Origin of the sequence: Kitasatospora sp. NPDC098652, from assembly GCF_044760155.1 — a bacterium.
GTDB lineage: Bacteria > Actinomycetota > Actinomycetes > Streptomycetales > Streptomycetaceae > Kitasatospora.
Genome location: NZ_JBIWAQ010000001.1, coordinates 139731 through 162284 on the forward strand (window position 1 = coordinate 139731; position 22554 = coordinate 162284).

17 protein-coding genes are annotated in these 22554 nt (G+C 72.6%); 8 read left to right on the forward strand and 9 right to left on the reverse strand.

Annotation, left to right across the window (positions count from 1 at the left end):
• Positions 1-53: 53 nt before the first annotated feature.
• Both ACIQWA_RS00580 and ACIQWA_RS00585 read right to left on the reverse strand, forming a co-directional pair.
• Complete coding sequence (locus tag ACIQWA_RS00580) at positions 54-506, reverse strand: MarR family transcriptional regulator (RefSeq protein WP_360235853.1); 453 nt, start codon at positions 504-506, stop codon at positions 54-56.
• Complete coding sequence (locus tag ACIQWA_RS00585) at positions 506-1981, reverse strand: MFS transporter (protein WP_402476310.1); 1476 nt, start codon at positions 1979-1981, stop codon at positions 506-508. Before ACIQWA_RS00585 ends, ACIQWA_RS00580 begins: the two co-directional genes overlap by 1 nt.
• 186 nt (positions 1982-2167) lie before the next feature.
• On the opposite strand from ACIQWA_RS00585, the gene ACIQWA_RS00590 reads away from it, so the two are divergent.
• Positions 2168-2395 (forward strand): hypothetical protein, encoded by a 228-nt coding sequence (locus tag ACIQWA_RS00590; RefSeq protein ID WP_402476313.1) that lies wholly within the window; start codon positions 2168-2170, stop codon positions 2393-2395.
• A 235-nt stretch (positions 2396-2630) separates the two neighbouring features.
• Here ACIQWA_RS00590 and ACIQWA_RS00595 read toward each other — a convergent pair whose 3' ends face one another.
• The gene (locus ACIQWA_RS00595) at positions 2631-3200 is read right to left on the reverse strand and encodes a WHG domain-containing protein (protein ID WP_360235826.1); all 570 of its coding nucleotides are present in this window, start codon (positions 3198-3200) and stop codon (positions 2631-2633) included.
• Between the two features lie 71 nt (positions 3201-3271).
• Between ACIQWA_RS00595 and ACIQWA_RS00600 the strand changes: the two genes are divergently transcribed.
• From ACIQWA_RS00600 to ACIQWA_RS00610, 3 genes are read left to right on the forward strand one after another with little or no spacing between them, the layout of a single operon-like run.
• Entirely contained in the window at positions 3272-3757 is a 486-nt protein-coding gene (locus ACIQWA_RS00600) for an FBP domain-containing protein (RefSeq protein WP_402476315.1), read from the forward strand.
• Positions 3754-4191 carry a hypothetical protein gene (locus ACIQWA_RS00605; protein ID WP_402476317.1) on the forward strand — a complete coding sequence of 146 codons (438 nt, stop codon included), beginning with the start codon at positions 3754-3756 and terminating at the stop codon, positions 4189-4191. Before ACIQWA_RS00600 ends, ACIQWA_RS00605 begins: the two co-directional genes overlap by 4 nt.
• 27 nt (positions 4192-4218) lie before the next feature.
• Positions 4219-6225, forward strand: coding sequence for an SMI1/KNR4 family protein (locus ACIQWA_RS00610; protein ID WP_402476320.1), 2007 nt, complete (start codon positions 4219-4221; stop codon positions 6223-6225).
• 15 nt (positions 6226-6240) lie between these two features.
• Here the strand turns inward: ACIQWA_RS00610 and ACIQWA_RS00615 are convergent, their stop codons facing one another.
• Positions 6241-7161, reverse strand: coding sequence for an alpha/beta hydrolase (locus ACIQWA_RS00615; protein WP_402476321.1), 921 nt, complete (start codon positions 7159-7161; stop codon positions 6241-6243).
• A 351-nt stretch (positions 7162-7512) separates the two neighbouring features.
• Here ACIQWA_RS00615 and ACIQWA_RS00620 point away from each other — a divergent pair, with 351 nt between their 5' ends.
• Positions 7513-9039 (forward strand): FMN-binding glutamate synthase family protein, encoded by a 1527-nt coding sequence (locus ACIQWA_RS00620; RefSeq protein WP_402476322.1) that lies wholly within the window; start codon positions 7513-7515, stop codon positions 9037-9039.
• Between the two features lie 141 nt (positions 9040-9180).
• Here the strand turns inward: ACIQWA_RS00620 and galT are convergent, their stop codons facing one another.
• Positions 9181-10284: a galactose-1-phosphate uridylyltransferase gene (gene galT / locus ACIQWA_RS00625; protein ID WP_402476324.1), complete on the reverse strand. Its 1104-nt coding sequence runs from the start codon at positions 10282-10284 to the stop codon at positions 9181-9183.
• A gap of 254 nt (positions 10285-10538) precedes the next feature.
• Between galT and galK the strand changes: the two genes are divergently transcribed.
• Positions 10539-11681: a galactokinase gene (gene galK / locus ACIQWA_RS00630; protein WP_402476325.1), complete on the forward strand. Its 1143-nt coding sequence runs from the start codon at positions 10539-10541 to the stop codon at positions 11679-11681.
• A 49-nt stretch (positions 11682-11730) separates the two neighbouring features.
• Here the strand turns inward: galK and ACIQWA_RS00635 are convergent, their stop codons facing one another.
• From ACIQWA_RS00635 to ACIQWA_RS00650, 4 genes are all read right to left on the reverse strand, one after another.
• A complete protein-coding gene (locus ACIQWA_RS00635; RefSeq protein WP_402476328.1) occupies positions 11731-12537 on the reverse strand; it encodes a DeoR/GlpR family DNA-binding transcription regulator in 807 nt (268 codons plus the stop codon).
• 463 nt (positions 12538-13000) lie between these two features.
• Positions 13001-14041 carry an ABC transporter permease gene (locus ACIQWA_RS00640; protein WP_360235799.1) on the reverse strand — a complete coding sequence of 347 codons (1041 nt, stop codon included), beginning with the start codon at positions 14039-14041 and terminating at the stop codon, positions 13001-13003.
• Positions 14038-15834 carry a sugar ABC transporter ATP-binding protein gene (locus ACIQWA_RS00645; protein ID WP_402476331.1) on the reverse strand — a complete coding sequence of 599 codons (1797 nt, stop codon included), beginning with the start codon at positions 15832-15834 and terminating at the stop codon, positions 14038-14040. The genes ACIQWA_RS00640 and ACIQWA_RS00645 overlap by 4 nt, the downstream gene beginning before the upstream one ends.
• 16 nt (positions 15835-15850) lie before the next feature.
• Positions 15851-16900, reverse strand: a complete 1050-nt coding sequence (locus ACIQWA_RS00650; protein WP_402476334.1) for a substrate-binding domain-containing protein — start codon at positions 16898-16900, stop codon at positions 15851-15853.
• A gap of 607 nt (positions 16901-17507) precedes the next feature.
• Between ACIQWA_RS00650 and ACIQWA_RS00655 the strand changes: the two genes are divergently transcribed.
• Both ACIQWA_RS00655 and ACIQWA_RS00660 read left to right on the forward strand, forming a co-directional pair.
• The gene (locus ACIQWA_RS00655) at positions 17508-19955 is read left to right on the forward strand and encodes a ricin-type beta-trefoil lectin domain protein (RefSeq protein ID WP_402476335.1); all 2448 of its coding nucleotides are present in this window, start codon (positions 17508-17510) and stop codon (positions 19953-19955) included.
• A 319-nt stretch (positions 19956-20274) separates the two neighbouring features.
• The gene (locus ACIQWA_RS00660) at positions 20275-22449 is read left to right on the forward strand and encodes an NEW3 domain-containing protein (RefSeq protein WP_402476337.1); all 2175 of its coding nucleotides are present in this window, start codon (positions 20275-20277) and stop codon (positions 22447-22449) included.
• Positions 22450-22554: the final 105 nt, after the last annotated feature.

Genomic DNA, 22554 nt, shown 5'->3' on the forward strand with positions numbered 1-22554 from the left:
CAAGGTCACAACGCGCTCCCCCCTGGGCCAACTCCCGGAACCCGCCGGCGCGCTCAGCCCAGAAGCTTCGTCACCACCCGGTCGAGCGCGCGGAGGTCCTCCGGCGGCAGGGCGAGCAGGGCGTCCGGCGGGGTGGTGAGGATGCCGGTGGCGAGCGCGGCCTTCGCCTCGCCCTCCTCGGTGAGGTGGACCAGCTTGGAGCGCCGGTCGGCAGGGTTGGTGATGCGCTCGGCGAGGCCGCGCCGCACCAGGTCGTCGACGATCACGGTGGTGTACGGCGGATCGGCGGTCAGCCGTTCGGCCAGCTCCCGCAGGGTGATCGGGCCGCCGGCGAGGCGGCGCAGCGCCCGGACCCGGCCGAAGCTCATCCCGAGGGCCTCGGCAACGGCCTTGCGCCGGTTGTAGCGTTCCAGCACGAGCGCGTTCATCCCCTGCCAGACCCGGCCCGCCGTCCCGGGGTCGACCTCACCCGCCTGCGGGTGCCCGCCGGTGTCACTGCGCCCCATCAGGCGTCCACCCTCTCCTTCGCCGTCCTGCTGTCCCCGCCGGGCTCCCCGTCTGCCTCCTCGGCGGCGAGCCGCTCCGCCGTGCGCTCGGCCGTCGCCCGGGCCCAGCGGCCGGAAGTGAGCGTACCGGCGACCAGCACGACGGCACCGCAGCCGGCGATGATCCACCACGCCGTCCGCGCCGTCCCGGTGAAGGCTGCCGGGTCGGCGTGCGCCGCGCCCGCCATCAGGGCGCCGATCACGGCCACCCCCAGCGACTGGCCGACCTGTCGGCTGGTGGAGGCGACAGCCGCCGCCACCCCGGCCTGGGCGCGGGGCATCCCGGACACGGCAGTGTTGGTGATGGGCGCGTTGACCAGGCCGAACCCGATGCCGAACAGCAGGAAGGCGAGCACCAGCAGACCGGTCGACAGGTGCTCGGAGTAGCTGACCGCCTGGATCACGGCGCTCGCGCTCAGCGCCGTACCGGCCAGCAGCAGCGGCGTACGCGGGCCTCGTGCGGCCACCATCCGGCCGGACAGCGGGCCGGTCACCAGCGCCATGACGGCCATCGGCAGCATGTACAGCCCGGCGTGCAGCGGTTCGAGCCCGCGGACGTCCTGGAGGTAGAGGGAGCTGACGAACAGGAAGCCGCCGAGACCGGCGAAGGCGGCGACCGCGATCACGGTGGCGCCCGCGAACGGCGCGGAGCGGAAGAACCGCAGGTCGATCAGGGGGTCCGTACGCCGGGGCTCGTACCGGAGCAGGCCCAGCAGTGCGGCCAGGGCCGCCGCCGCGCAGCCGAGCACCACGGGCGAGGTCCAGCCGCGCTGCGGCGACTCGATGATCGCGTACGTGAGTCCGGCGAGCAGTACGACGACCAGTGTCTGGCCGACCGGGTCCACCCGGCGGGCCCGTGCGGCCCGCGACTCCGGGACGTACCGGCCCGTCAGGAAGAGGGCGGCGAGGGCGATCGGGACGTTGATCCAGAAGATCGCCCGCCAGCCGGCCGACTCCACCAGCGCCCCGCCGAGGATCGGCCCGGCGGCCATGCTGATGCCCACGACACCGCCCCACACGCCTATCGCCCGGGCGCGCCGGCGGGAGTCGGTGAAGGTGTTGCTGATGATCGACATCGCGACGGGGTTGAGCATCGAGCCGCCGACCGCCTGGAGCATCCGCGCCGCGATCAGCCAGCCGAGCCCGGGGGCCAGGCTGCACAGCAGGGAGGCCGCGCCGAACACCACCAGCCCGATCCGAAAGACCCGGCGCCGCCCGATCCGGTCGGCGGTCGACCCGGAGAGCATCAGCAGGCTCGCCAGGACCAGGGTGTACGCGTCGACCGTCCACTGCAGCCCGGACACCGAGGTGTGCAGGTCGCTCCGGATGGCGGGCAGGGCCACGTTCAGGATGGTGACGTCGAGACTGACCATCAGCAGGCTCATGCAGCAGATGGCCAGCACGAGCCAGGGCCGTGGAGGGGCGGCTTCGGGCATGGGGAACACTCCCAGAGTTAATTGTGTTGGTGTAATCATTGTGGTCACACAACTAACCTGGAGGCAACTCCCACCCGACACCAGCACAAAGGGCCCAACTCCCGGGCGAGCACGTCCGGATGCGGTCTCCTCCTGCGCCCCGGCTCCCGCTATAACAGGGACGCAGGGGACCGAGGAGGGTGCAGCATGCAGGCGAGGAAGCAGCAGGATCAGGCCGGGCACGCCCAGCACGACCCGAGCACGACCCGCCGGGCCGGAACCCGGGCAAGCGGTCTCCACGGTGTTCTTGTCCAGCATCCGCTGCACCACCGGCCGGCCGCCGGGCCGACCGTCCGCTGCGCGGACGAACTCCGGAAGATCGTGTGGGAGGACCACCTGGCCGCCATCTCGGAGATCCGCAAGCGGCACAAGTAACCGTCCGACTCCGAACTCGGATCGGTGCTGCGCACGGCCGGCGGCGGCCTGCTGGTCGCCGTCACCCTCGTGTGGGGCGCCTACCTGGCGAAGACCCTCCGCCGCGGCCGGTAGCCCCGGGCGGCCAACGGAGCCGGGCCCCACCTGGACAACCAGGCGGGGCCCGGCTCCCGCGCTTTCCGCGCGAGCCCCGGGCCAGGCCGCCGCGCCAGGTCAGGCCTGCGCCAAGCGTGCGTCAGGCCTTGGGCCAGTTGCGCAGGAGGGCGTCGAGGGCGTCCAGGATGCGGGACCAGGTGTCCTCGGTGGTGCGCGGGGTGTGCTGGAAGCTCCCGGCCCGCTCCAGGGCGACGTAGCCGTGGAAGGTGCTGCCGAGCAGGCGGACGGCGTCGGTCTCGTCGGGCTCCGCGAGGTCGTAGCCGCGCAGGATCGCACGGGTCATCTGCGAGTGCCGGACGGCGGCGCTGCCGAGCGCCGTCTCGTAGTCGAGTTCGAGCTGCGCGGCGGCCCAGCGGCCGGGGTGTTCGCGGGCGTAGTCGCGGTAGGCGTTGGCGAAGGCGGCCAGGGCGTCCTTGCCGGCGCGCCCGGCCAGGGCCGCGGCGACCCGGTCGGCGAGTTCTTCCAGGGCGAGCAGGGCGATCCTGGTCTTGAGGTCCTGGGAGTTCTTGACGTGCGAGTACAGGCTCGCGTCCTTGACGCCGAAGCGTCGCGCGAGCGCCGAGACCGTGACCTTGTCGAAGCCGACTTCGTCGGCCAGTTCCGCCCCCGCCCGGGTGAGTCGTTCCGCGTTCAGTCCTACGCGTGCCATCTGCTGTCCTTCCATCGCCTGGGGCCATTATACGTTTGCCTAATCCTCCTAGGTAATTTACGTTGGCCCCTATGAAGCCACTGACCGAAGAAGAGATCCGTTCCGCCTTCGTGAACTGCAGCAAGGGCGAGGCGAAGCGTCTGCACATTCCCCGAGCCCTGACCGAACTGGCCTGGGACGACCTGGACTTCCTCGGCTGGCGCGATCCGCAGGCACCCGACCGCGCCTACCTCGCGGCCGAGCTGGACGGCAGGACGGTGGCGGTCGCGCTGCGCTCCTCCGGCGCCGCCTCCTGGCAGGCCCGGCGCAGCATCTGCTCGCTCTGCGTGACCACCCACACCGGGGGCGTCTCGCTGCTGGTCGCACCGCTGGCCGGAAAGGCCGGCAAACAGGGCAACTCCGTCGGCGCGTACATGTGCACCGACCTCGCCTGCTCGCTCTACGTGCGCGGCAAACGGGACGTCGGGGCCCGGCTCCACGAGTCGCTCACCGTGGAGGAGAAGATCCGGCGCACCGTGGCCAACCTCGCCGCGTTCGTCGCCAAGGTCACCGCGTGACCGGGGGCGGGGGCCCGGTACAGGGGCGGCTGGCGGACGTCTACCGAGGGGACGTCGACCAGGCGTGGGCGCTCACCCAGCTGCCCCCGTCCGCGGGCGGCTCCGCCCCGCAGCAGGACCAGAAGGCGGCGTTCGCGCGGGTGGTGAACTCCCTGCACAAGAACTTCGTCCAGGCCGTTCACACCCCGGACTTCCGGGTCACCCACGAGGCCCCGAACGCCGACGGCCAGAGCGTGGTCACCGACGCGGACGTGACCGTGGACGGGCACACCCTGCGGCAGGCGATCCTGAGCACCGCGCAGGGCTCGGGCCAGGTGCAACTCGCCCTCACGTTCACCCTCGGCCAGGTCAAGGGCGAATGGCGGCTGGTGAACCTCGGCATGGACGTCGACGCGTCCGTCTCGGCCACCGGCACGGCCGCGGCCGGCGGCTGATCGTCGGCAGCGGCTAGGGTGTGCCGGGTGCAGCCGACGTTCGTTGACTTCGAGGTGACTCCGCCCCACGACCACGGCGTGCGGGCCGAGTTGACCGGTACCGAGTTCGGTGGGGACCACCATCTGGTGCGGCCGGGCGACCGGGTCGACCTCATCGGGTTCGCCGCGACCGCACGGCCCGGCACCGATCTGACGGTGACCGTACGCGGGTGTGCCGAGCCGACCGCCCGGAAGGTGCCGGTGCTGGTCAGCGTCAACGGCGAGCAGGTCACCGTGCTGCACGCGGCGCCCGGGCCCGACGGACCGGTCGAGTCGCGCATCACGGTGCCGTCGGCGCTGTTCTCCCGCGGTGCGGAGGACGGGTTGTCGCTGCGCGTGGCACCGGACGCGGACGGGGCGTTCCGGCTCTGGCACGTCCTGGTCGATCCGGTGGACGAGGAAGGGCGGTCCGCGCGGACCCGGCGCGAGATCGCCGAGGGGGGAAGCCTGTGGCCCTACCTCACCCGCACCGGTGCCCCGGGTGCCGAGGACGGCGAAGGCACTCTCTGGCTCCAACTGGGGGGCACCGGCCGGGCCGCGCTGGCCGCGCTCGGCTGGCGGATGCGGGACGGAGAGCGCGCGAGCGTGGCCTTCGACGCCGCGCAGCGGTCGTTCGTGGGACGGCGGATCTCCGGACGGGACGAGCTGCCCGCGTCCTATCGCGGTGAGGTCGTGGGCATCCGCCGAATGCCGCGTCAGCTGCCGCGGCCGCACCGCACGGTCGTGTTCGACACCCAGCTCCGCCGCGACGGCGAGTGGCGGGATGCCGTACCGCTCACCGTCCACCTGGACATGGACGACGGCCACGTGCCGCTGGCCGAACTGGAGTGGACCGACCGGAGCGGGGCACGCACGGGGATCGCCCTCATCCCGGACGGCCGCGGGTTCTTCGGCCACCACCAGCCGGCGGGGCGCGAACCCGTGGCGTACCGGGGCCGGATACGCGGCTCCGCCGACCTGCCGTTCCCCTTCGAGACGGTGCCGGCTCCGCCCGCGCAGCCGCCCGGGCCGGAGGTCGAATGTTTCAGGGATTTCACGGACCGCGGCATCTTCCTGTCGCACGTGGTACGGCCCCTGTCCGAGGCGGATCCCGCGGTGCTGCCCGCGCTGGTGGACAGCGCGTTGCGCGCGTTGGCCGCCGACCCCGGCAACTTGCTGCACCTGGCCGTCCGGGGTGACGACGGACCGGTGTCGGACGTCGTCTCCGAAGTGCTCGCCTGCGGAGCGGCGTACCGGGACCGGGTCACCGGGATCCTGTGGGAGCTGGTGCGATCCGTCGACTTCACCGCGGACGTGCGCTGGCGTGCGGCCCATCGGCTCGGACTGATCGCCTCCTCGGAACGCGAAGACGCCGTACGGGCGCTGGAGGAGGACGGTGTCCGCGATCCCGAAGCGCCACGGCCGCAGCGGCCGCCCGGCACCGAGGAGGAGTTGGCCGCCGCGTTCGAGGCCGCCACGGCGGTGTGGCAGCGGATCGAGCGCGAGCTGGCACGGCGGTTCCCGAGCTTTCCCGTGACCTTGGGTGCTCCGGCGACCCGCGCGGAGATCAAGGCGTGCGAGCAGGCGCTCGGCTGCCCGTTGCCGGTCGAATTCGCGGCCTCCTGCCTGGTCCATCGCAGCATCGCCTTCGGCGATCTCGTGACGGGAATGCCGAACCAGCAGGACGTGGCCCAACTGGCCGACTATCGCGAGTACCTGGGACGCGAGTGGAGCAACGACAGGCCCGACGCCGCGGACGCCCTGTTCCACGGCGAATACGGCTGGCGGGACGGCTGGGTCCCCCTCGAATCCGACGAACCGCACAACGGTGCAGCCCTGGACCTCGATCCGGCACCGGCCGGGCGGTACGGACAGATCCTCTCGATGGACCACGGCATGCCGCAGGACGTGTCCGCCGCCGGCTGGTTCGACCTGCTGGAACGCTTCGCGGCCAACCTCGAGCAGGATCGGTACCTCCTCCACAAGGACGGGTACCTCGACCTCGGGCACGGCTGAGCACGCGCCGAGCAGTCAGCCGAGGCCGGCCCTGAGCGCGGCGAGGGAGTCGTCCAGCGCCCTCGCCGCGGCGGGCACGTGCGGGGCGAGGGTGCAGAAGGCGTGGACCAGGTCCTCGTGGTTGCGGTGTTCGACCGGGACGCCGGCTGCGCGGAGCAGCTGGGCGTAGCGGATGCCTTCGTCGCGGATGACGTCGCCCTGGACGGTGGCGATGTAGGCGGGCGGCAGGCCGGCGTGGCTCCGGGCGTAGGCGGGTGCGGCACCGCAGGTCCTGGGGTCGCGCCCGCCCAGGTACCAGCCGGCGGCCAGTTCGACGGCGCGACGGGGCAGGACGGGGGCGTCGGCGTTCTCCGCCCCCGAGGGCAGGCTGGGGTCGATGTGGGTGCACGGGTACCACAACAGCTGGAAGCGCAGCGGTGGCCCGCCGGCGTCGCGGGCCCGCAGGGCGACCACCGCCGCCAGGTTGCCGCCGGCCGACTCGCCGGCCACGGCGATGCGCTCCGGGTCCGCTCCGAGTTCGCGGGCGTGGGCGGCGGTCCAGCGCAGCGCGGTGAACGCGTCCTCCACCGCCGCCGGGTACGGGTCTTCGGGGGCGAGGCGGTAGTCGACGGAGACCACGACCGCGCCGGTTCGGTGGGCGATGGTGCGGGCGACGCTGTCGTGGGTGTCGAGGTCGCCCATGACGAACCCGCCCCCGTGGTAGTACACGACCACCGGCAGACCGGCCGCGTCGGCCCGGGGCCAGTAGACGCGCACGCCCACCCCGTCGACTCGGCGGTCCTCGATGCGCGGCAGTTCGACGACGCACGGCTGCGCGGCGGCGCTCGCGATCTTGGCGCGGCGCAGCTCCTCCAGCGGGACCGTGTCGAAGTCGGTCACCGGCATTCCGTCGAGCAGCTTCCGCAGAGTCAGGTCCAGTGGCACGGCGTCGCTCACTCCTCTCACCTCGGCCGGCGGCTTCCCGCGCACTGCCGGGAACGACGCTCCGGCCGGGCGCCGGGCCGCTCGCCGATCACCCTAGAAGGCAGCAGGGGCGAAACCGGTGGACCGGCATCGGCGGGGCGCGGCTCCCTGACGCGAGGGCGCGGGTGCGCGCCGGCCCCGGCGCAAACGCGCCCCCTGCCCGCAGGGCGCTCGGGGAAACCTCCTACGATCACATCGGATCCCCCGGCGGACGCCCATGCCTCCCGGCTGCGCGCCCGCCGCCCCATGCCCGCCGCCCCATGCCCGGCACCACAGGACGGCTCCACCGACGGCGATGGAGTCGTGCACCGAGGAGGAACCTCCATGCAAGCCCGGAAGATCGGCGCGGCCGCCGCGACAGCGGTGGCGCTTCTGGCTGCCCGCGACCTCATCCAGAAGAAGCACGCGCTGCTCCGGAACTTCCCCGTGCTCGGGCACGCCCGGTACCTGCTGGAGACGATCGGTCCCGAGCTGCGGCAGTACATCGTGACCTCCAACGAGGAGGAGCGTCCGTTCAGCCGCGACCAGCGCACCTGGATCTACGCCTCGGCGAAGGAGCAGAACAACTACTTCGGCTTCGGCACCGAGGTCGACGTCGAGCACGTCCAGGGCCACGCCTACGTCAAGCAGCGCACCTTCGCCGGCGCCCTGCCGGACACCCACGACCCGCAGTCCCCGCTGCCCTCGGCCAAGGTGCTCGGCGGGCCGCGCGGCCGCGCCAAGGCCTTCCGCCCAGCGAGCGTGGTGAACATCTCGGCGATGAGCTTCGGCTCGCTCTCCGGCGCCGCCATCAGCGCCCTCAACAAGGGCGCGGCGGAGGCCGGCACCATGCACAACACCGGTGAGGGCGGCCTCTCGCCGTACCACCGCCAGGGCGGCGACCTCGTCCTCCAGCTCGGCACCGCCTACTTCGGCTGCCGCGACGAGGACGGCACCTTCAACCTCGACAAGCTCAAGGACGTCGTCGCCGGCGCCCCGGTCAAGGCGATAGAGATCAAGCTCTCCCAGGGCGCCAAGCCCGGGCTGGGCGGCATGCTGCCGGGCGCCAAGGTCACCCCGGAGATCGCCGCGATCCGCGGCATCCCGGTCGGCCAGGACTGCGCCTCGCCGTCCCGGCACACCGCGTTCGGCGACGTCGACTCGATGCTGGACTTCGTCGAGCTGATCGCCGCCGAGACCGGCCTGCCGGTCGGCGTCAAGAGCGCGGTCGGCGACCTGGGCTTCTGGCAGGAGCTCGCCGCGCTGATGGAGCGCGGCGACCGCGGGGTCGACTTCGTGACCGTCGACGGCGGCGAGGGCGGCACCGGCGCCGCGCCCCGGATGTTCGCCGACTCGGTGTCCCTCCCGTTCCGGATGGGCTTCTCCCGGGTCTACGGCACCTTCGCCGAACTCGGCCTGACCGACGACCTCACCTTCATCGGCTCCGGCAAGCTCGGCCTGCCCGAGAACGCCGCGGTGGCCTTCGCCCTCGGCGCCGACATGATCAACGTGGCCCGCGAGGCCATGCTGTCGATCGGCTGCATCCAGGCCCAGAAGTGCCACACCGACAAGTGCCCCACCGGCATCGCCACCCAGAACCCCTGGCTGGCGCGCGGCCTGGACCCGGCCTCCAAGTCCACCCGCGCCGCCGTCTACCTGCGCACCCTGCGCAAGGAACTGCTCAAGGTCTCCTCCGCCGTCGGCGTCGCCCACCCGGGACTGATCACCGCGAACGACATCGAGATCATGAACGGCGACTACGAGGCCCGCACCCTCGGCGGCGTCTACGGCTACAAGGACGGCTGGGGCGAGCTCGGACCCGAGCTGGCGGCCGAGATCACCGCCCTGGTCACCGCGAGGCCGGTCGGCTGACCGGCGGGCCTCCCCGCGCGCGGCGGCCTCCCACCCCCACCGGGGCGGGAGGCCGCCGTCGTCTCCGAGGCCCGGTGGGGCCCGGCGCGGCAGCCCGGTTCAGGCGCGCGCGGCGGCCCGAGGCGCGCGCGGCGGCCCGGGTCAGGCAGGCGCGGCGGCCCGCAGCCGCTCGGCGGCGCTCTCCGGGCTGACGTCGGTGACGAAGGCGTCCAGCCCGGACTCCACCCCGGCCAGGAACTTGAGCTTGCCGGGCGCCCGCCGGACGGTGAACAGCTCCAGGTGGAGGGCGAGTTCGGCGCCACCGTCGACGGGAGCCTGGTGCCAGGCCGCGATGTACGGGGTGCGATTGCGGGCCGCGCCGGGCCCGGCGGGGAACAGGGCGTCGAAGCGGCGCAGCAGGTCGAGGTAGAGCCCGGGGAACTCGGCGCGCTCGGCCTCGTCGAGCGCGGTCAGGTCGGGGACCCTCCGGTTCGGGTAGAGGTGGACCTCGTACGGCCAGCGGGCGGCGAACGGGACGAAGGCCGTCCAGTGCTCGCCCCGGAGGACCAGCCGCTCGGGGGATTCGCGTTCGACGGCGAGCAGGTCCTCGAAGAGGTTGCGGCCGGTGCGGGCCCGGTGCGCCTCGGCCCGGGCGATCATCCGGGCGGTGCGGGAGGGGACGAACGGGAAGGCGTAGATCTGCCCGTGCGGGTGGGCGAGGGTGACCCCGATCTCCTCGCCGCGGTTCTCGAAGCAGTACACCTGCCGTACGCCGGGCAGGGCGGACAGCTCCGCCGTCCGGTCGGTCCAGGCGTCCAGCACGAGGCGGGCCCGGGGTTCGTCGAGGTCGGCGAAGGAGGCGTCGTGGTCGGAGGTGAAGCAGACCACCTCGCAGCGGCCGTCGCCGGGCCGGAGGGTGTGCAGGGGTTCGTCCCGGGGGGCGACGTGGTCGGCGGCGCCGGTGGCGAGCGAGGGGAAGCGGTTCTCGAACACCGCGACCTCGTAGTCCGGCGCCGGGATCTCGCTGAGCCGTCCGTCGCGCGAGGGGCAGAGCGGGCACTCGCCGGCCGGCGGGTGGTAGGTGCGCTGCTGGCGGTGCGCGGCCACCGTCACCCACTCGCCGAGCACCGGGTCGAGCCGGGTCTCGGAGAGGCTCGCGGCCGGTTCGAGCGGCCGCTCGTCCGGGACCTCGCGGAGCGCGCCCGGCCCCTGGTCGAAGTAGACCAGTTCGCGGCCGTCGGCCAGCTTGGTGGCGGTTCTGTGCACCGCTGTACTCCTTACGCGTGGGGCGTCGGCCCGGCACTTGCGAGCTTCAACAGATTCAAACAGAGACGATCGCTTGTCAACAAGCATCGACGCTGGTGGCGGCTGCTTCCAGCCGTCGGCCCGACCCGAATGAACACGGTCATCGCAGATGTTGACCGCGGGGGCAGTCATGTTTGATTATGTCGGAATTCGCTCCCGCGTGCCGGTGCAGGCCGACGGCGGGACCACCGCGCACGCCAGGCATGGAGCTGCAGATGATCGACGAGGCCACCGAGTTCGAGGCCGTCCACGGCGTCCGCCCGAGCGGCGTCTGGGCCGCACCCGGCCGGGTGAACCTGATCGGTGAGCACACCGACTACAACCACGGCTTCGTCCTGCCCATCGCCCTCCCCCACACCACCCGGGTGAGCGCCCGCCGCCGCGAGGACGGCCGACTGCGGCTGTTCAGCTCCCAGGGCGGCGGCACGATCACCGAACTCGCCCTGGACGGCCTGGCACCCGGCGTGGTCACCAGCTGGGCCGGCTACCCGGCCGGTGTGTTCTGGGCGCTCGCCGAGGCCGGGCACACCGTCGGCGGGGCCGACCTGTTCGTCGACAGCGACGTGCCGAGCGGAGCCGGCCTCTCCTCCTCCGCCGCCCTGGAGTGCGCGACGGCCGCCGCCCTGAACGACCTGTACGACCTCGGGCTGAGCGCCCCGGAGCTCGCCGTGCTCGCCCAGCGGGCCGAGAACGCCTTCGTCGGCGTGCCCTGCGGCGTGATGGACCAGATGGCCTCCTCCTGCTGCACGGCCGGCACCGCGCTGTTCCTGGACGCCCGGACGCTGGAGCAGCGGCACGTCCCGTTCGACCTGGCGGCGGCCGACCTGCGGCTGCTGGTGATCGACACCCGGGTCAAGCACGACCTCGGCGACGGCGCCTACGCGGCCCTGCGGGCAGGCTGCGAGCGCGCCGCCGAGTTGCTCGGCCTGCCCGCGCTGCGCGACCTCGCGGCCGCCGACCTCGGCCCGGCCCTGGACCGGCTGCCCGGTGAACTCCGGCCGCTGGTACGGCACGTGGTGACGGAGAACGGGCGCGTGCTGGAGGCCGTCGACCACCTGGTCCGCGGCGACCTCGCGGCGCTCGGACCGGTCCTGACGGCCGGACACGCCTCGCTGCGCGACGACTTCCGGGTCTCCTGCGCCGAGACGGACCTCGCGGTCGAGGCCGCCGTCGCCGCCGGGGCGCTGGGCGCCCGGATGACCGGCGGCGGGTTCGGCGGCTCCGTCATCGCCCTGGTCGGCGCCGAGCAGGTGGCCGAGGTCTCGACCGCCGTGACGGCGGCCTTCCGCGCCGCGGGCTTCGCCGCCCCGGTCGCCTTCACCGCCGTTCCCTCGGCGGGCGCCCGCAAGGTGGGCTGAGCACCCGGTGGGCCCACCGGAAGGCGGGCCCCACCGGAAGGAACCGGGATCAGCCGGTGGTCGGCACGACCAGCAACTCGCCGACCGCCTCGGCGAGCACCCCGCGGGCCGCCGCGGGCAGGGCGTCGTCGGTGATGAAGCAGTCGACCTCCGCCAGGGTCGCGAAGCTGCTCAGGCCGACGACGCCCCATTTGGTGTGGTCGGCGACCACGACGGTGCGGCGGGCGGAGGCGATCAGGGCCCGGTTGGTCTGCGCCTCGGCCAGGTTGGGCGTGGTGAGGCCGGCCTGCTCGCTCACCCCGTGCACGCCCAGGATCAGCAGGTCCACGTGCAGCGACCGGACGGTCTGGTCGGCCAGCGCCCCGACCAGGGCCGCCGAGCGGGTCGGCGACCCGCCGGTCAGCAGCAGGGTCGGGACGTTCTCCCGGCCCTCGCTCCCCGCGGCCCACAGCAGGTCAGCGATCCGCAGCGAGTTGGTCACCACGGTCAGCTCCGGGACCTCCAGCAGCCGGGCGGCGACCGCGTACGTCGTGGTGCCGGCCGACAGGGCCACCACGCTGCCGGGCTCCACCAACCGCACCGCGGCGTCCGCGAGCGCGGCCTTGGTGCCCTCCTCCAGGGCGGACTTGGCGTCGAAGCCGGGCTCGAAGGTGCTGGCCGTCCCGGCCGCCACCGCGCCGCCGTGGACCTTCTCCACCGTGCCCTGGCGCACCAGCGCGTCGAGGTCCCGGCGGATCGTCATGTCGGACACGCCGAACTGCTCGACCAGCTCGGCGACCCGGATCGCACCGGTCCGGCGGATCGCCTCCAGGATCAGCGCCTGGCGCTGGGCGGCGAGCAACGTCTGGTCAGCCACGGAGGACCTTTCGATCGAACGAGCGCGTACGGCCGGGGCGTCCCCGTCGGCGACCGGCGACGCGGCCGGAGCCTGCGTGATCCATTATCCCCGGCCCCGACGGGCCCCGGGCCCCGGTACCGGACAGCAGGGCGGCGGCGCGGCGGCGGTGACGGCTGCGGCGCGGGAGCGCACCCGCGTGGGGGCCGGGTGCGCTCCCGCGCCTGTCCCGGGGACGGACGGACCGTCCGCCCCCGGGAATGCGAGGGCTAGGGCGTGTCTGACAATTCGCGTCGGATCAGCGCGCGGCGTTGGGGTGCGTGCATCGCAAGGCGGAGGAGGGAGTCCATGCGGAGCATCGGCGACTGACGACAACGCGGCGAGGTGCGCTTGTGCCCTGGGGGTACCTCCCGGCCGAAGGCTGGGGGAGCGTCGCGCGCCCGGCGGGAATTGTCAGACACGCCCTAGGGACGCGGGCGGGACGTCAGGCCGGCAGCCCGACCGCACGCTCCCGGTTGCGACGCTGCTGGATCACCACCGCGGCCACCAGCAGGGCGCCCTGGGCGACGTTCTGCCAGAAGGCGTTGATGCCCTGCACGGTGAGCCCGTTCTGGAGCGCGCCGAGCAGCGCGACCGCCAGCAGGGTCCCGCCGATGCTGCCCTTGCCGCCCTTGAGGGCGCAGCCGCCGAGCGCGGCCGCGGTGATCGACTGGAGCTCCAGCCCCTCGCTGCCGGAGACGGGCTGGCCGCTGCCGGTGCGCGCGGTGAGCAGCACGCCGGCCAGGGCGGCGACCGTACCGGAGAGGGCGTAGGCGGCGATCAGGTACTTGTTGAGGTTGATGCCGGCCAGCCGGGCTGCGGTGTCGTTGCCGCCGATGGCGTAGATGTTGCGGCCGATGTCGGTGTACGTCAGCAGGGCGTGCACGGCGACGGCGGTGAGGATCAGCAGCCAGACCATGGTGGGCAGTCCGGCGATCTTGCCCCGGCTGAGGAAGACGAAGACCGGGTCGTTGAGCACGTAGCCCTGGGCGCGGCCGTCCGAGACGAGTTGGGCGACGCCCTTGTAGGCGGCGAGGCCGGCGAGGGTGGCGATGGTCGGGTTGACCCGGCCGTAGATGATGACGACGCCGTTGAACAGGCCGATGCCGGCGCCGATGGCGAGCGAGGCGCCGATGCCCAGGTAGGGGTTGGCGCCGGTGGAGGTGAAGACCATGGCGCTGGTGACGGAGGCCAGGCCGGCCTGGGAGCCGACCGAGATGTCGAGGCCGCCGCAGATGATCACGACGGTCTGGACGACCGCGAGCAGGCCGGAGATGGTCGCGGCCTCGGCGATAACCTGGATGTTGTCCCAGCCGACGAAGTTGGAATTGAGGCTGCCGAACAGGGCGACGACGGCGATCAGGGCGCCGATCAGGCTGAGGTTCTGACCGCCGATCGCGGCGAGCAGGGCGCGCGGGCCGCCGGACCGCGCGGGCAGGGCTCCGGTGTCCGGCGCCGGGGCGGTCGGGGGCGTGGCGGTGGTCATCGGGTCTCTCCGGTCTGGGCGGGGGTGGCGGCGGCGCGGTCGTCGGACGCGGCAGGTCGGTCGGTGGCGGCACCGAGGTCGGCGGCACGGTGGTCGGCGGCGGTGCCCAGGCCGGCGGCACGGTGGTCGGCGGCGGGGCCCAGGTCGTCGGCCATGGCGAGGGCGAGGACGGCCTCCTCGGTCGCCTGGTCGCGGCCGAGCTCGCCGGTGGTGCGGCCGTTCTGCATCACCACGATCCGGTCGGCTAGGCCGAGCACCTCGGGCAGTTCGGAGGAGATGACCAGCACGGCGGTGCCCTCGCGGGCGAGGTCCGCGATGATCTGGTAGATCTCCGCCTTGGCGCCGATGTCGACGCCCCGGGTGGGCTCGTCGAGGATCAGCAGGTCGGGCCGGCGGGCGAGCCAGCGGGCCAGCACGACCTTCTGCTGGTTGCCGCCCGACAGGGTGCGCACCTCCGCCTCGACCGAGGGGGCGCGGACCCGCAGCCGGTCGGCGTACTCCTGGGCGAGGGCCTTCTCCTGCCGCTGCTTGACGAACCGCCACCGGCTGAGTCGGCGCAGGCTGACCAGCGAGGTGTTGTCACGGATCGTGCGGTGCAGGAACAGGGCCTGGGCCTTTCGCTCCTCGGGCGCCAGTCCGATCCCGGCCGCGATGGCGTCGCGCGGGCTGCGCAGCCGCAGCACCTCGCCGTTGAGGGCCACCGTGCCGGAGCGGATCGGGGCGTCCCCGGCCAGCGCCAGGGCGAGTTCGGAGCGTCCGGCGCCGATCAGCCCGGCCAGGGCGACGACCTCGCCGGCCCGGACCTGGAGGCTGACGTCGCGTACGTCGTCGGTGGTGAGGCCGTCGACGTCCAGCACGACGCGGTCGGTGGCGACCTGCTGGCGGACGAACAGCGAGGACAGGTCGCGGCCCACCATGAGCCGGACGAGCTCGCCCTCGTCGGTGGCGGCGGCCTGGACCACCCCGGCGACCCGGCCGTCGCGCAGCACGGCGATCCGGTCGGCTAGTTGGAAGATCTCCTTCATCCGGTGGGAGACGTAGACGACCGCGATGCCCTCGTCGCGCAGCCTCCCGATCAGCGCGAACAGCGCCTCGACCTCGTGCTCGGAGAGCGAGGAGGTGGGCTCGTCGAAGGCGATCGCCCGCGGTGCGACCGCGCCGGTCAGGGCGCGCATGATCTCGACCAACTGGCGCTGTGCCGCAGTGAGTTCGGAGCCGAGCAGGTCCGGGTCGAGCACCTTGTCGAAGCCCAGGCGGGCCAGGTCGGCGGTGATCCGGCGGCGCAGCTCGGCCCGGTCCAGGCGGCGCAGGGCGGTGCGCGGCAGCGAGCCGGCGTAGACGTTCTCGGCGACCGGGACGTGCGGGATGATCTCGGGTTCCTGCGGGATGATCCGGATCCCGGCCCGGCGGGCGTCCTGCGGGGAGTGCAGGTCCAGGGGCAGGCCGTCCAGCAGGACGCGGCCCTCGGTGGGTCGGTGATCGCCGGTCAGGATGCGCAGCAGGGTGGACTTTCCGGCACCGTTCTCGCCCATCAGCGCGGTGACCTGGCCGGGTGGGAAGGAGAGCGTGACGTCCGTGAGCGCCTGGACGGCGCCGAAGCGTTTGGACACCCCTTCGGCGCTCAGGCCGGCGGAGCCGCCCGGCGGTGGGAGGGGCGAGGGTTCGGGTGGGGTCATCGGGGCCTCGTTGGCGGTGCGGTACGGGCGGAGGTGCGGACGGGCCGTGGCGGCGGCGACGGTGCGGCGGAACCCGGCGGCTCCGCCGCACGACCGGCCCGCGGTGGGGTCGGGCACGGTGTCGGGCGCGGCGTCAGCTGCAGGACACGCCCGCGGACTGCCAGGTGGCAGCGTCGACCATCTTGGTCGGGGCGAAGGCCTCCTTGGGGAAGTCCTTGCCGTTCTTGAGCTTGTCGTACATGGTCTGCACGGACAGGGCGCCGACGTCCTTGCCGTTGATGAACAGGGCGGCCTTCATGCCGGAGGGCTTGCCGGCGGACCAGTCCTTGCAGGCGAGGTAGGCGCCCAGGCCGACGCCGTCGATGTCGTCCGGGCTGATCCCGGCGTTCTGCAGGGCGGTGACGGAGCCCTGGACGTTCTCGTCGTTGCAGCCCCAGGTCACCCAGTGCTTGACGCCCGGGTTGGCGGTGATGGTGGCGGCCACCTTGTCCTGGGCGCCGGTCGGGGTGTTGTCGGTGGCGACGTCGATGGCCTGCACACCGGGCACGGCCTGGTCGAAGGCGGTCTTGGCGGCCTTGACCCGGTCGCCGCAGACGGTGACGTCCTGCTTCCAGGCGGAGATGATCCGGGTGTCGGCGGCGTTCCAGCCGGCCTTCTTGAACTCCTCGGCCGCGCGCTGGCCGACCTGCTGACCCATCTGCTGGCCGGAGAAGCCGATCCGGGGTACCAGGTCCCCGGCGGCGCACTGGGACGGGGCGGGGCCGCTCGCGCAGACCTGGTCGTCCGAGGTGAGCAGCGCGGCCTTGGCATCCCGGGCCGTCTGGACCACCTGCGGGCCGACCGCCGGGTCCGGCACCACGATGATCAGACCGTTGCTCTTCTGGGCGATCGCGGCCTGCACCTCGCTGACCGTCTTGTTGGCGTCGTTGCCGAGGTTCACCACCTTGAGGTCGGCGCCCAGTTCGGCGGCCTTGGCCTTGGCCCCGGCCGCCTCGTCCACGAAGTACTGCTGGTCACCCTGCTTCTGCAGGTAGGTGATCGAGACCTTGCCGGACACCGGGGCCACCGGCGCGTCGGCCCCGGCGGAAGAGGTCTGTCCGGTGGAACAGGCCGTCAGACCGAGCGAGGTGACCAGGCTCAGCGCGGCGAGCGAGGCCAGGCGGCCACGGAGGGTGAGGTGCATGGTGGGGGCTCCTGAGGGTGTGAGACCGATCGACCATAAGCAACAGAGTCAATCAGAAAACATCGCAATCAAACGCGACGAGGCAACAGGAAACGCCCAGTTCACACGGGAGTCAAGCGTCGATTACCTCCGGAGCACGATCGACACCGTCTCGTTATGCCACCCGTTTCCGTACGGCGCGAGAAGGGACGGGCCGACGGGCGGTTCCGCGCGTGCGAAGGCGCCCGCACGGCGGCCCGAGACCGTGCGAGTGCATCGGCAGGCTCGGTCAAGGCCAGCTGATCACGCTGGTCAGAGGCGTTCGACGGAGCACGCGCAGGCACTTACTGGTCGGTAGGTAGGTGCCCGGAACAGCTTCCGACATGGGCAAGGTCACGTCAAGAGGGCGACCGTGCGGCACCGTCGGCCCCGCAGCCCCGCCCCGGGGCGCCGGGCCCGCGGTCGATCGTGTGCGGCGGGCTGCGACCGGCGGTCTGCGACGTTGATTCTTTTCCCTTCTTGTTGATTAGTGTTGGAACTCGGGTCTACGCTCCGCACCGACCTGGCGTCCGGCATGCTCTCGCCAACGCCGGTCCTCCCCCGCACCTTTCCAGCACCGGAGACGCCCATGTCCCGTAGACGCCTACCCCCGAAGCTGCGCACCGCCCTCGGCGCCGCAGCCCTGCTGCTGGGCTCCCTCGGCGGCCTCGCCACGCCTCCCGCCGCCGAGGCGACCCCCGCGGCCCCCGCCGCAGCCCCCGCCGCAGCCCGAGCAGCCGTCCACACCGCCGTCACCGTCGACGGCACCCAGCCCGGCCTCGCCTTCGACGGGGTCGGCGCCATCTCCGGCGGCGGCGGCAACTCCCGTCTCCTGGTGGACTATCCGGAGCCGCAGCGCAGCCAACTGCTGGACTACCTGTTCAAGCCCGGCTACGGCGCCTCGCTCCAGGTGCTGAAACTGGAGATCGGCGGCGACACCAACTCCACCGACGGCGCCGAGCCCAGCATCGAACACACCAAGGGCACCGTCGACTGCGGCCAGGGCTACGAGTGGTGGCTCGCCGAGCAGGCGAAGGCCCGCAACCCGAACATCGTGTTCTACGGCCTGTCCTGGGGCGCCCCCGGCTGGATCGGCAACACCGGCAGCGGCGGCAGCTTCTGGTCCCAGGACACCGTCGACTACCTGATGTCCTGGATGGGCTGCGCCGCGCAGCACCACCTGAACGTCTCCTACCTCGGCGGCTGGAACGAGCGCGGCTTCGACGCCACCTGGTACGAGCACCTCAAGTCCGCGCTGGTCTCGCACGGCTACGGCTCGACCAAGGTCGTCGCCGCGGACGACACCTGGGCGGTGGCCGACGCCATGGCCACCGACCCGGCGTTCCGCAACGCCGTCGACGTCGTCGGCGTGCACTACCCGTGCGGCTACCTGGGCAGCTTCACCAGCTGTCCCAGCACCCCCACCGCACAGGGGCTCGGCAAGCCGCTGTGGGCCAGCGAGAACGGCTCCGAGGACGCCGACGGCGGCGCCGCCTCGGTCGCCCGCGGGATCAACCGCGACTACCTCGACGGCAGGATGACCTCCTTCGTCAACTGGCCGGTCATCGCCGCGCTCTACCCCAACCTGTACTTCTCCAGCGACGGCATGTCGATCGCGAACCAGCCGTGGTCCGGCCACTACACGATCGGCCGGACCACCTGGGTGACCGCGCACACCACCCAGTTCGCCCGCCCCGGCTGGCACTACATCGACTCCGCGAGCGGCTACCTCGGCGGCGCGCGCACCAACGGCAGCTACGTCACGCTCAAGTCCACCAACAACCGCGACTACAGCACGGTCATCGAGACCATGGACGCCACCGCGGCCCAGACCGCGAGCTTCACCGTCGCCGGCGGCCTGTCCACCGGCACCGTCCACGTCTGGTCCACCGACCTGGGCTCCGACAACCCCGCGGACTGGTTCGTCCACGCCCAGGACGTCACCCCGCAGGGCGGCTCGTACACCCTCACCCTCCAGCCCGGCCACGTCTACACCGTGACCACCACCACCGGCCAGGGCAGGGGCACCGCCACCGCACCGGCCGCCGCCCCGATGGGCCTGCCCTACGCGGACGACTTCGAGAAGGCGGCCACCACCACCTCGCCGAAGTACTTCACCGACATGAACGGCGCCTTCCAGACCGTCCCGTGCGGCGGCGGCCGCACCGGGACCTGCCTGCGCCAGATGGCCCCGACCTCGCCGATCCGCTGGACCGACGAGTCCTACAACGCGCCGTACACGATCATGGGCGACGGCAGCTGGTCCAACTACACCGTCACCGCCGACACCCTGTTCGAGCAGTCGGGCAGCGTCGAACTCCTCGGCCGGGTCAACCAGCAGGGCCGCAACAACAACGGTCTCAACGCCTACCACCTGCGGTTCAGCGACACCGGCGCCTGGTCCATCGACAAGAGCGACACCAGCTGGCACTTCACCACCCTCGCCCACGGCACCACCACCGCACCGGGCACCGGCAGCTGGCACACCGTCACGCTGTCGATGCAGGGCACCACCCTCACCGCCGGCATCGACGGCGTCACGGTGGGCAGCGCGACCGACGGCAGCTTCACCAACGGACAGGCCGGCCTCGGCGTGACGGGCTACCAGACCGACCAGTTCGATCGCTTCGGCCTGACGCCCGGCACCCCGACCAGCCACACCGGCCCGATCGCCTCCGCCCTGCCCGGCAAGTGCGTCGACGCCGCCGGCGACTCCGGCGCCAACGGCACCGCCGTCCAGCTCTGGGACTGCAACGGCCGCCCCTCCCAGGTGTGGAACTGGTCCAACGGCACCCTCACCCACGGCGGCAAGTGCCTCGACGTGACCGGCGCCGCCACCGCCAACGGCACCCCGGTCGAGCTCTGGGACTGCAACGCCGGCCCCAACCAGCAGTGGACGCCCCAGCCGGACGGCACCCTGCGGAGCACCCAGTCCGGCCGCTGCCTCGACGACCCGGCCCTCGCCACCACCAACGGCACCCGTCTGGAGATCTGGGACTGCAACGCCGGCGCCAACCAGCGCTGGAGCCTGCCCTAGGGCGTGTCTGACAATTCCCGCCCAGGAGGTGGCCGGGCCCCGTGCGACGGAACCGCACGGGGCCCGGCCATTTCCCCGTGCGCCTGCCCCTCACTCGGCACACCACATTCGGGCACACCGCACTTGGGCACACCGCCGAGTGCCTGCTCATCACCTGCTCATCGCTTTGCGCACCCTTGCTCCGAACCCCCGTCAGATCTGCTTGTTCCTGATTGGTCCTGCCGTGGTCTTGTCAGAAATGAGCAGAGCCCCGTACAACTGATCCCGCCGAGGCAACACGTCACCATGCCCTGACCCCGAGATTCCGTGAGGTCGAAGCGTGTCAACTCCCCTCCCGCGGTGGCTCCGTGCCGCCGTCGCCTGCTGTACGACGCTCGCCGCAGCGTCCACCGGAACGCTCCTGGCCCACCCCGCGGCCGCCGCCGCACCCGCCCCGCCGGGCAGCACCGCCCAGTACCCCGACTACGCCCCCACCCCGCCCATGGGCTGGAACGACTGGTCCTACTACCAGTGCGGGATCGACGAGAAGACGATCCTCGACAACGCCCACGCCCTGGTCACCACCGGGCTGGCGAAGAAGGGCTACGACACCGTCACCATCGACGACTGCTGGATGGCCCAACAGCGCGACGCCAAGGGCACCCTGGTCGCCAACCCCGACCTCTTCCCGCACGGAATGGCCTACGTAGGGCGCCAACTCCACCAGCTCGGCCTCAAGTTCGGCATCTACGAGGACGCCGGGACCAGCACCTGCGGCGGCTACCCCGGCTCCCTCGACCACTGGCAGCAGGACGCCGACCTGTTCGCGTCCTGGGAGGTCGACTACGTCAAACTCGACGGCTGCAACGTCCCCACCAAGTCGGGCGAGACCGAGGAACAGAGCTACCGCGACACCTACGCCGCGATGAGCAAGGCCCTGCTCAACACCCACCGCCCGATCGTCTTCTCGATCTCCGCCCCCGCCTACTTCCAGGGCGCGGCGAACTGGGACTCGGTGATCCGCTGGTCCGCCCAACTCGGCAACCTGTGGCGGGAGGGCGCCGACATCGCGCTGGGCCAGGCCCCCGGCCGCGAGAAGTGGGCCTCGATCAAGGGCAACTACGGCTACAACGTCGGACTGCCCGCGCTGCAACGACCGGGCCGCTGGAACGACCCCGACTTCCTGCTCGCCGGCGACTCCGGGCTCAGCCAGGACGAGATCCAGAGCCAGGCCTCGCTGTGGGCGATGATGGCCGCGCCGCTGATCTCCAGCACCGACCTCACCCACCTCTCCCCCGCCGCGCTGGCCGTGCTCGGCAACGAGGACGTCATCGCCGTCGACCAGGACCGGCTCGGTGTCCAGGGCCAGGTCGTCCAGCACGACACCGGCTACGACGTGCTCAGCAAGCCGCTGGCCGGCGGGGACCGCGCGGTCGCGCTCTTCAACTCCTCCGACACCGCGCAGACCATCACCACCACCACCGCCCGGGCCGGCCTGCCCTCCGCCACCGGCTACGCGCTCCACGACCTGGTGACCAAGCAGGTCACCGGCACGACCGGCGTGATCTCCGCGAACGTGCCCCCGCACGCCACCGTGCTCTACCGGGTCCACCCCGGCGCCACCCGCGGCGCGGCGCCCGCGACCGCCCTCACCTGGCAGGACGTCAGCACCGCACAGACCCCCGGGACGTACCGGATCACCTTGGCCGACCACGGCGCCGTCGCGCTGAACGACACCCAGCTACGGGTCACCGCCCCCGCCGGGTGGACCGTCACCCCGGCCAGCACCGCCTTGCCCCGCGTCGAACCCGGCGGAACGGCCTCGGCCACCGTGACGGTGCACGGCCCGCAGGGCACCCCCGGAACCACCGTCACGGCGATCACCGCCACCGCGAGCTACCGGGCCCGGCCGGCCGCCGTCGACACCGTCAGCGGCGACCGGACGATCGTGCAGACCGTGCCCTACCCCTCGCTGGCGGCCGCGTTCGACAACGTCGGCACCACCTCCGAGAGCGCCCCCGCACCCGGCAACTTCGACGGCAACGGCGACAGTTACTCGACCCAGGCGCTGGCCGCCGCCGGCGCCACCCCGGGCGCCACCGTCAGCGCCAACGGCCTCACCTTCACCTGGCCGTCCGCAGCCCCGGGCACCGCCGACAACGTGTCCGCCGCCGGCCAGCAGATCACCCTCACCGGCCAGGGCAAGACGCTGGGCTTCCTCGGCGCCGAAGCCGGGTTCACCGCCGGCACGGTCACCGTCACCTACACCGACGGCACCACCAGCACCGGCCAGCTCGGCTTCCCCAACTGGTGCTGCTCCCCCACCGACGCCTACGGCGCGAAGACCGCCTTCACCATGGACCACCGCAACACGCCCACTGGCCCGGCCAACTACGGCACCACCTACGGCGTCTTCACCAACACCGTCCCGCTGACGCCCGGCCGGACGATCCGCTCCGTCACCCTGCCCGACGCCCCCGCGATCCACGTGTTCGCCCTGACCGTCCAGGCCTGACCCGCCCCACCCTGACCGACCATCCCTGACCGTCCAAGCCTGACCGACCTACCCTGACCGACCTACCCTGACCCGCTGATCCCGGGCCCGCGCGTCCCCACGGGC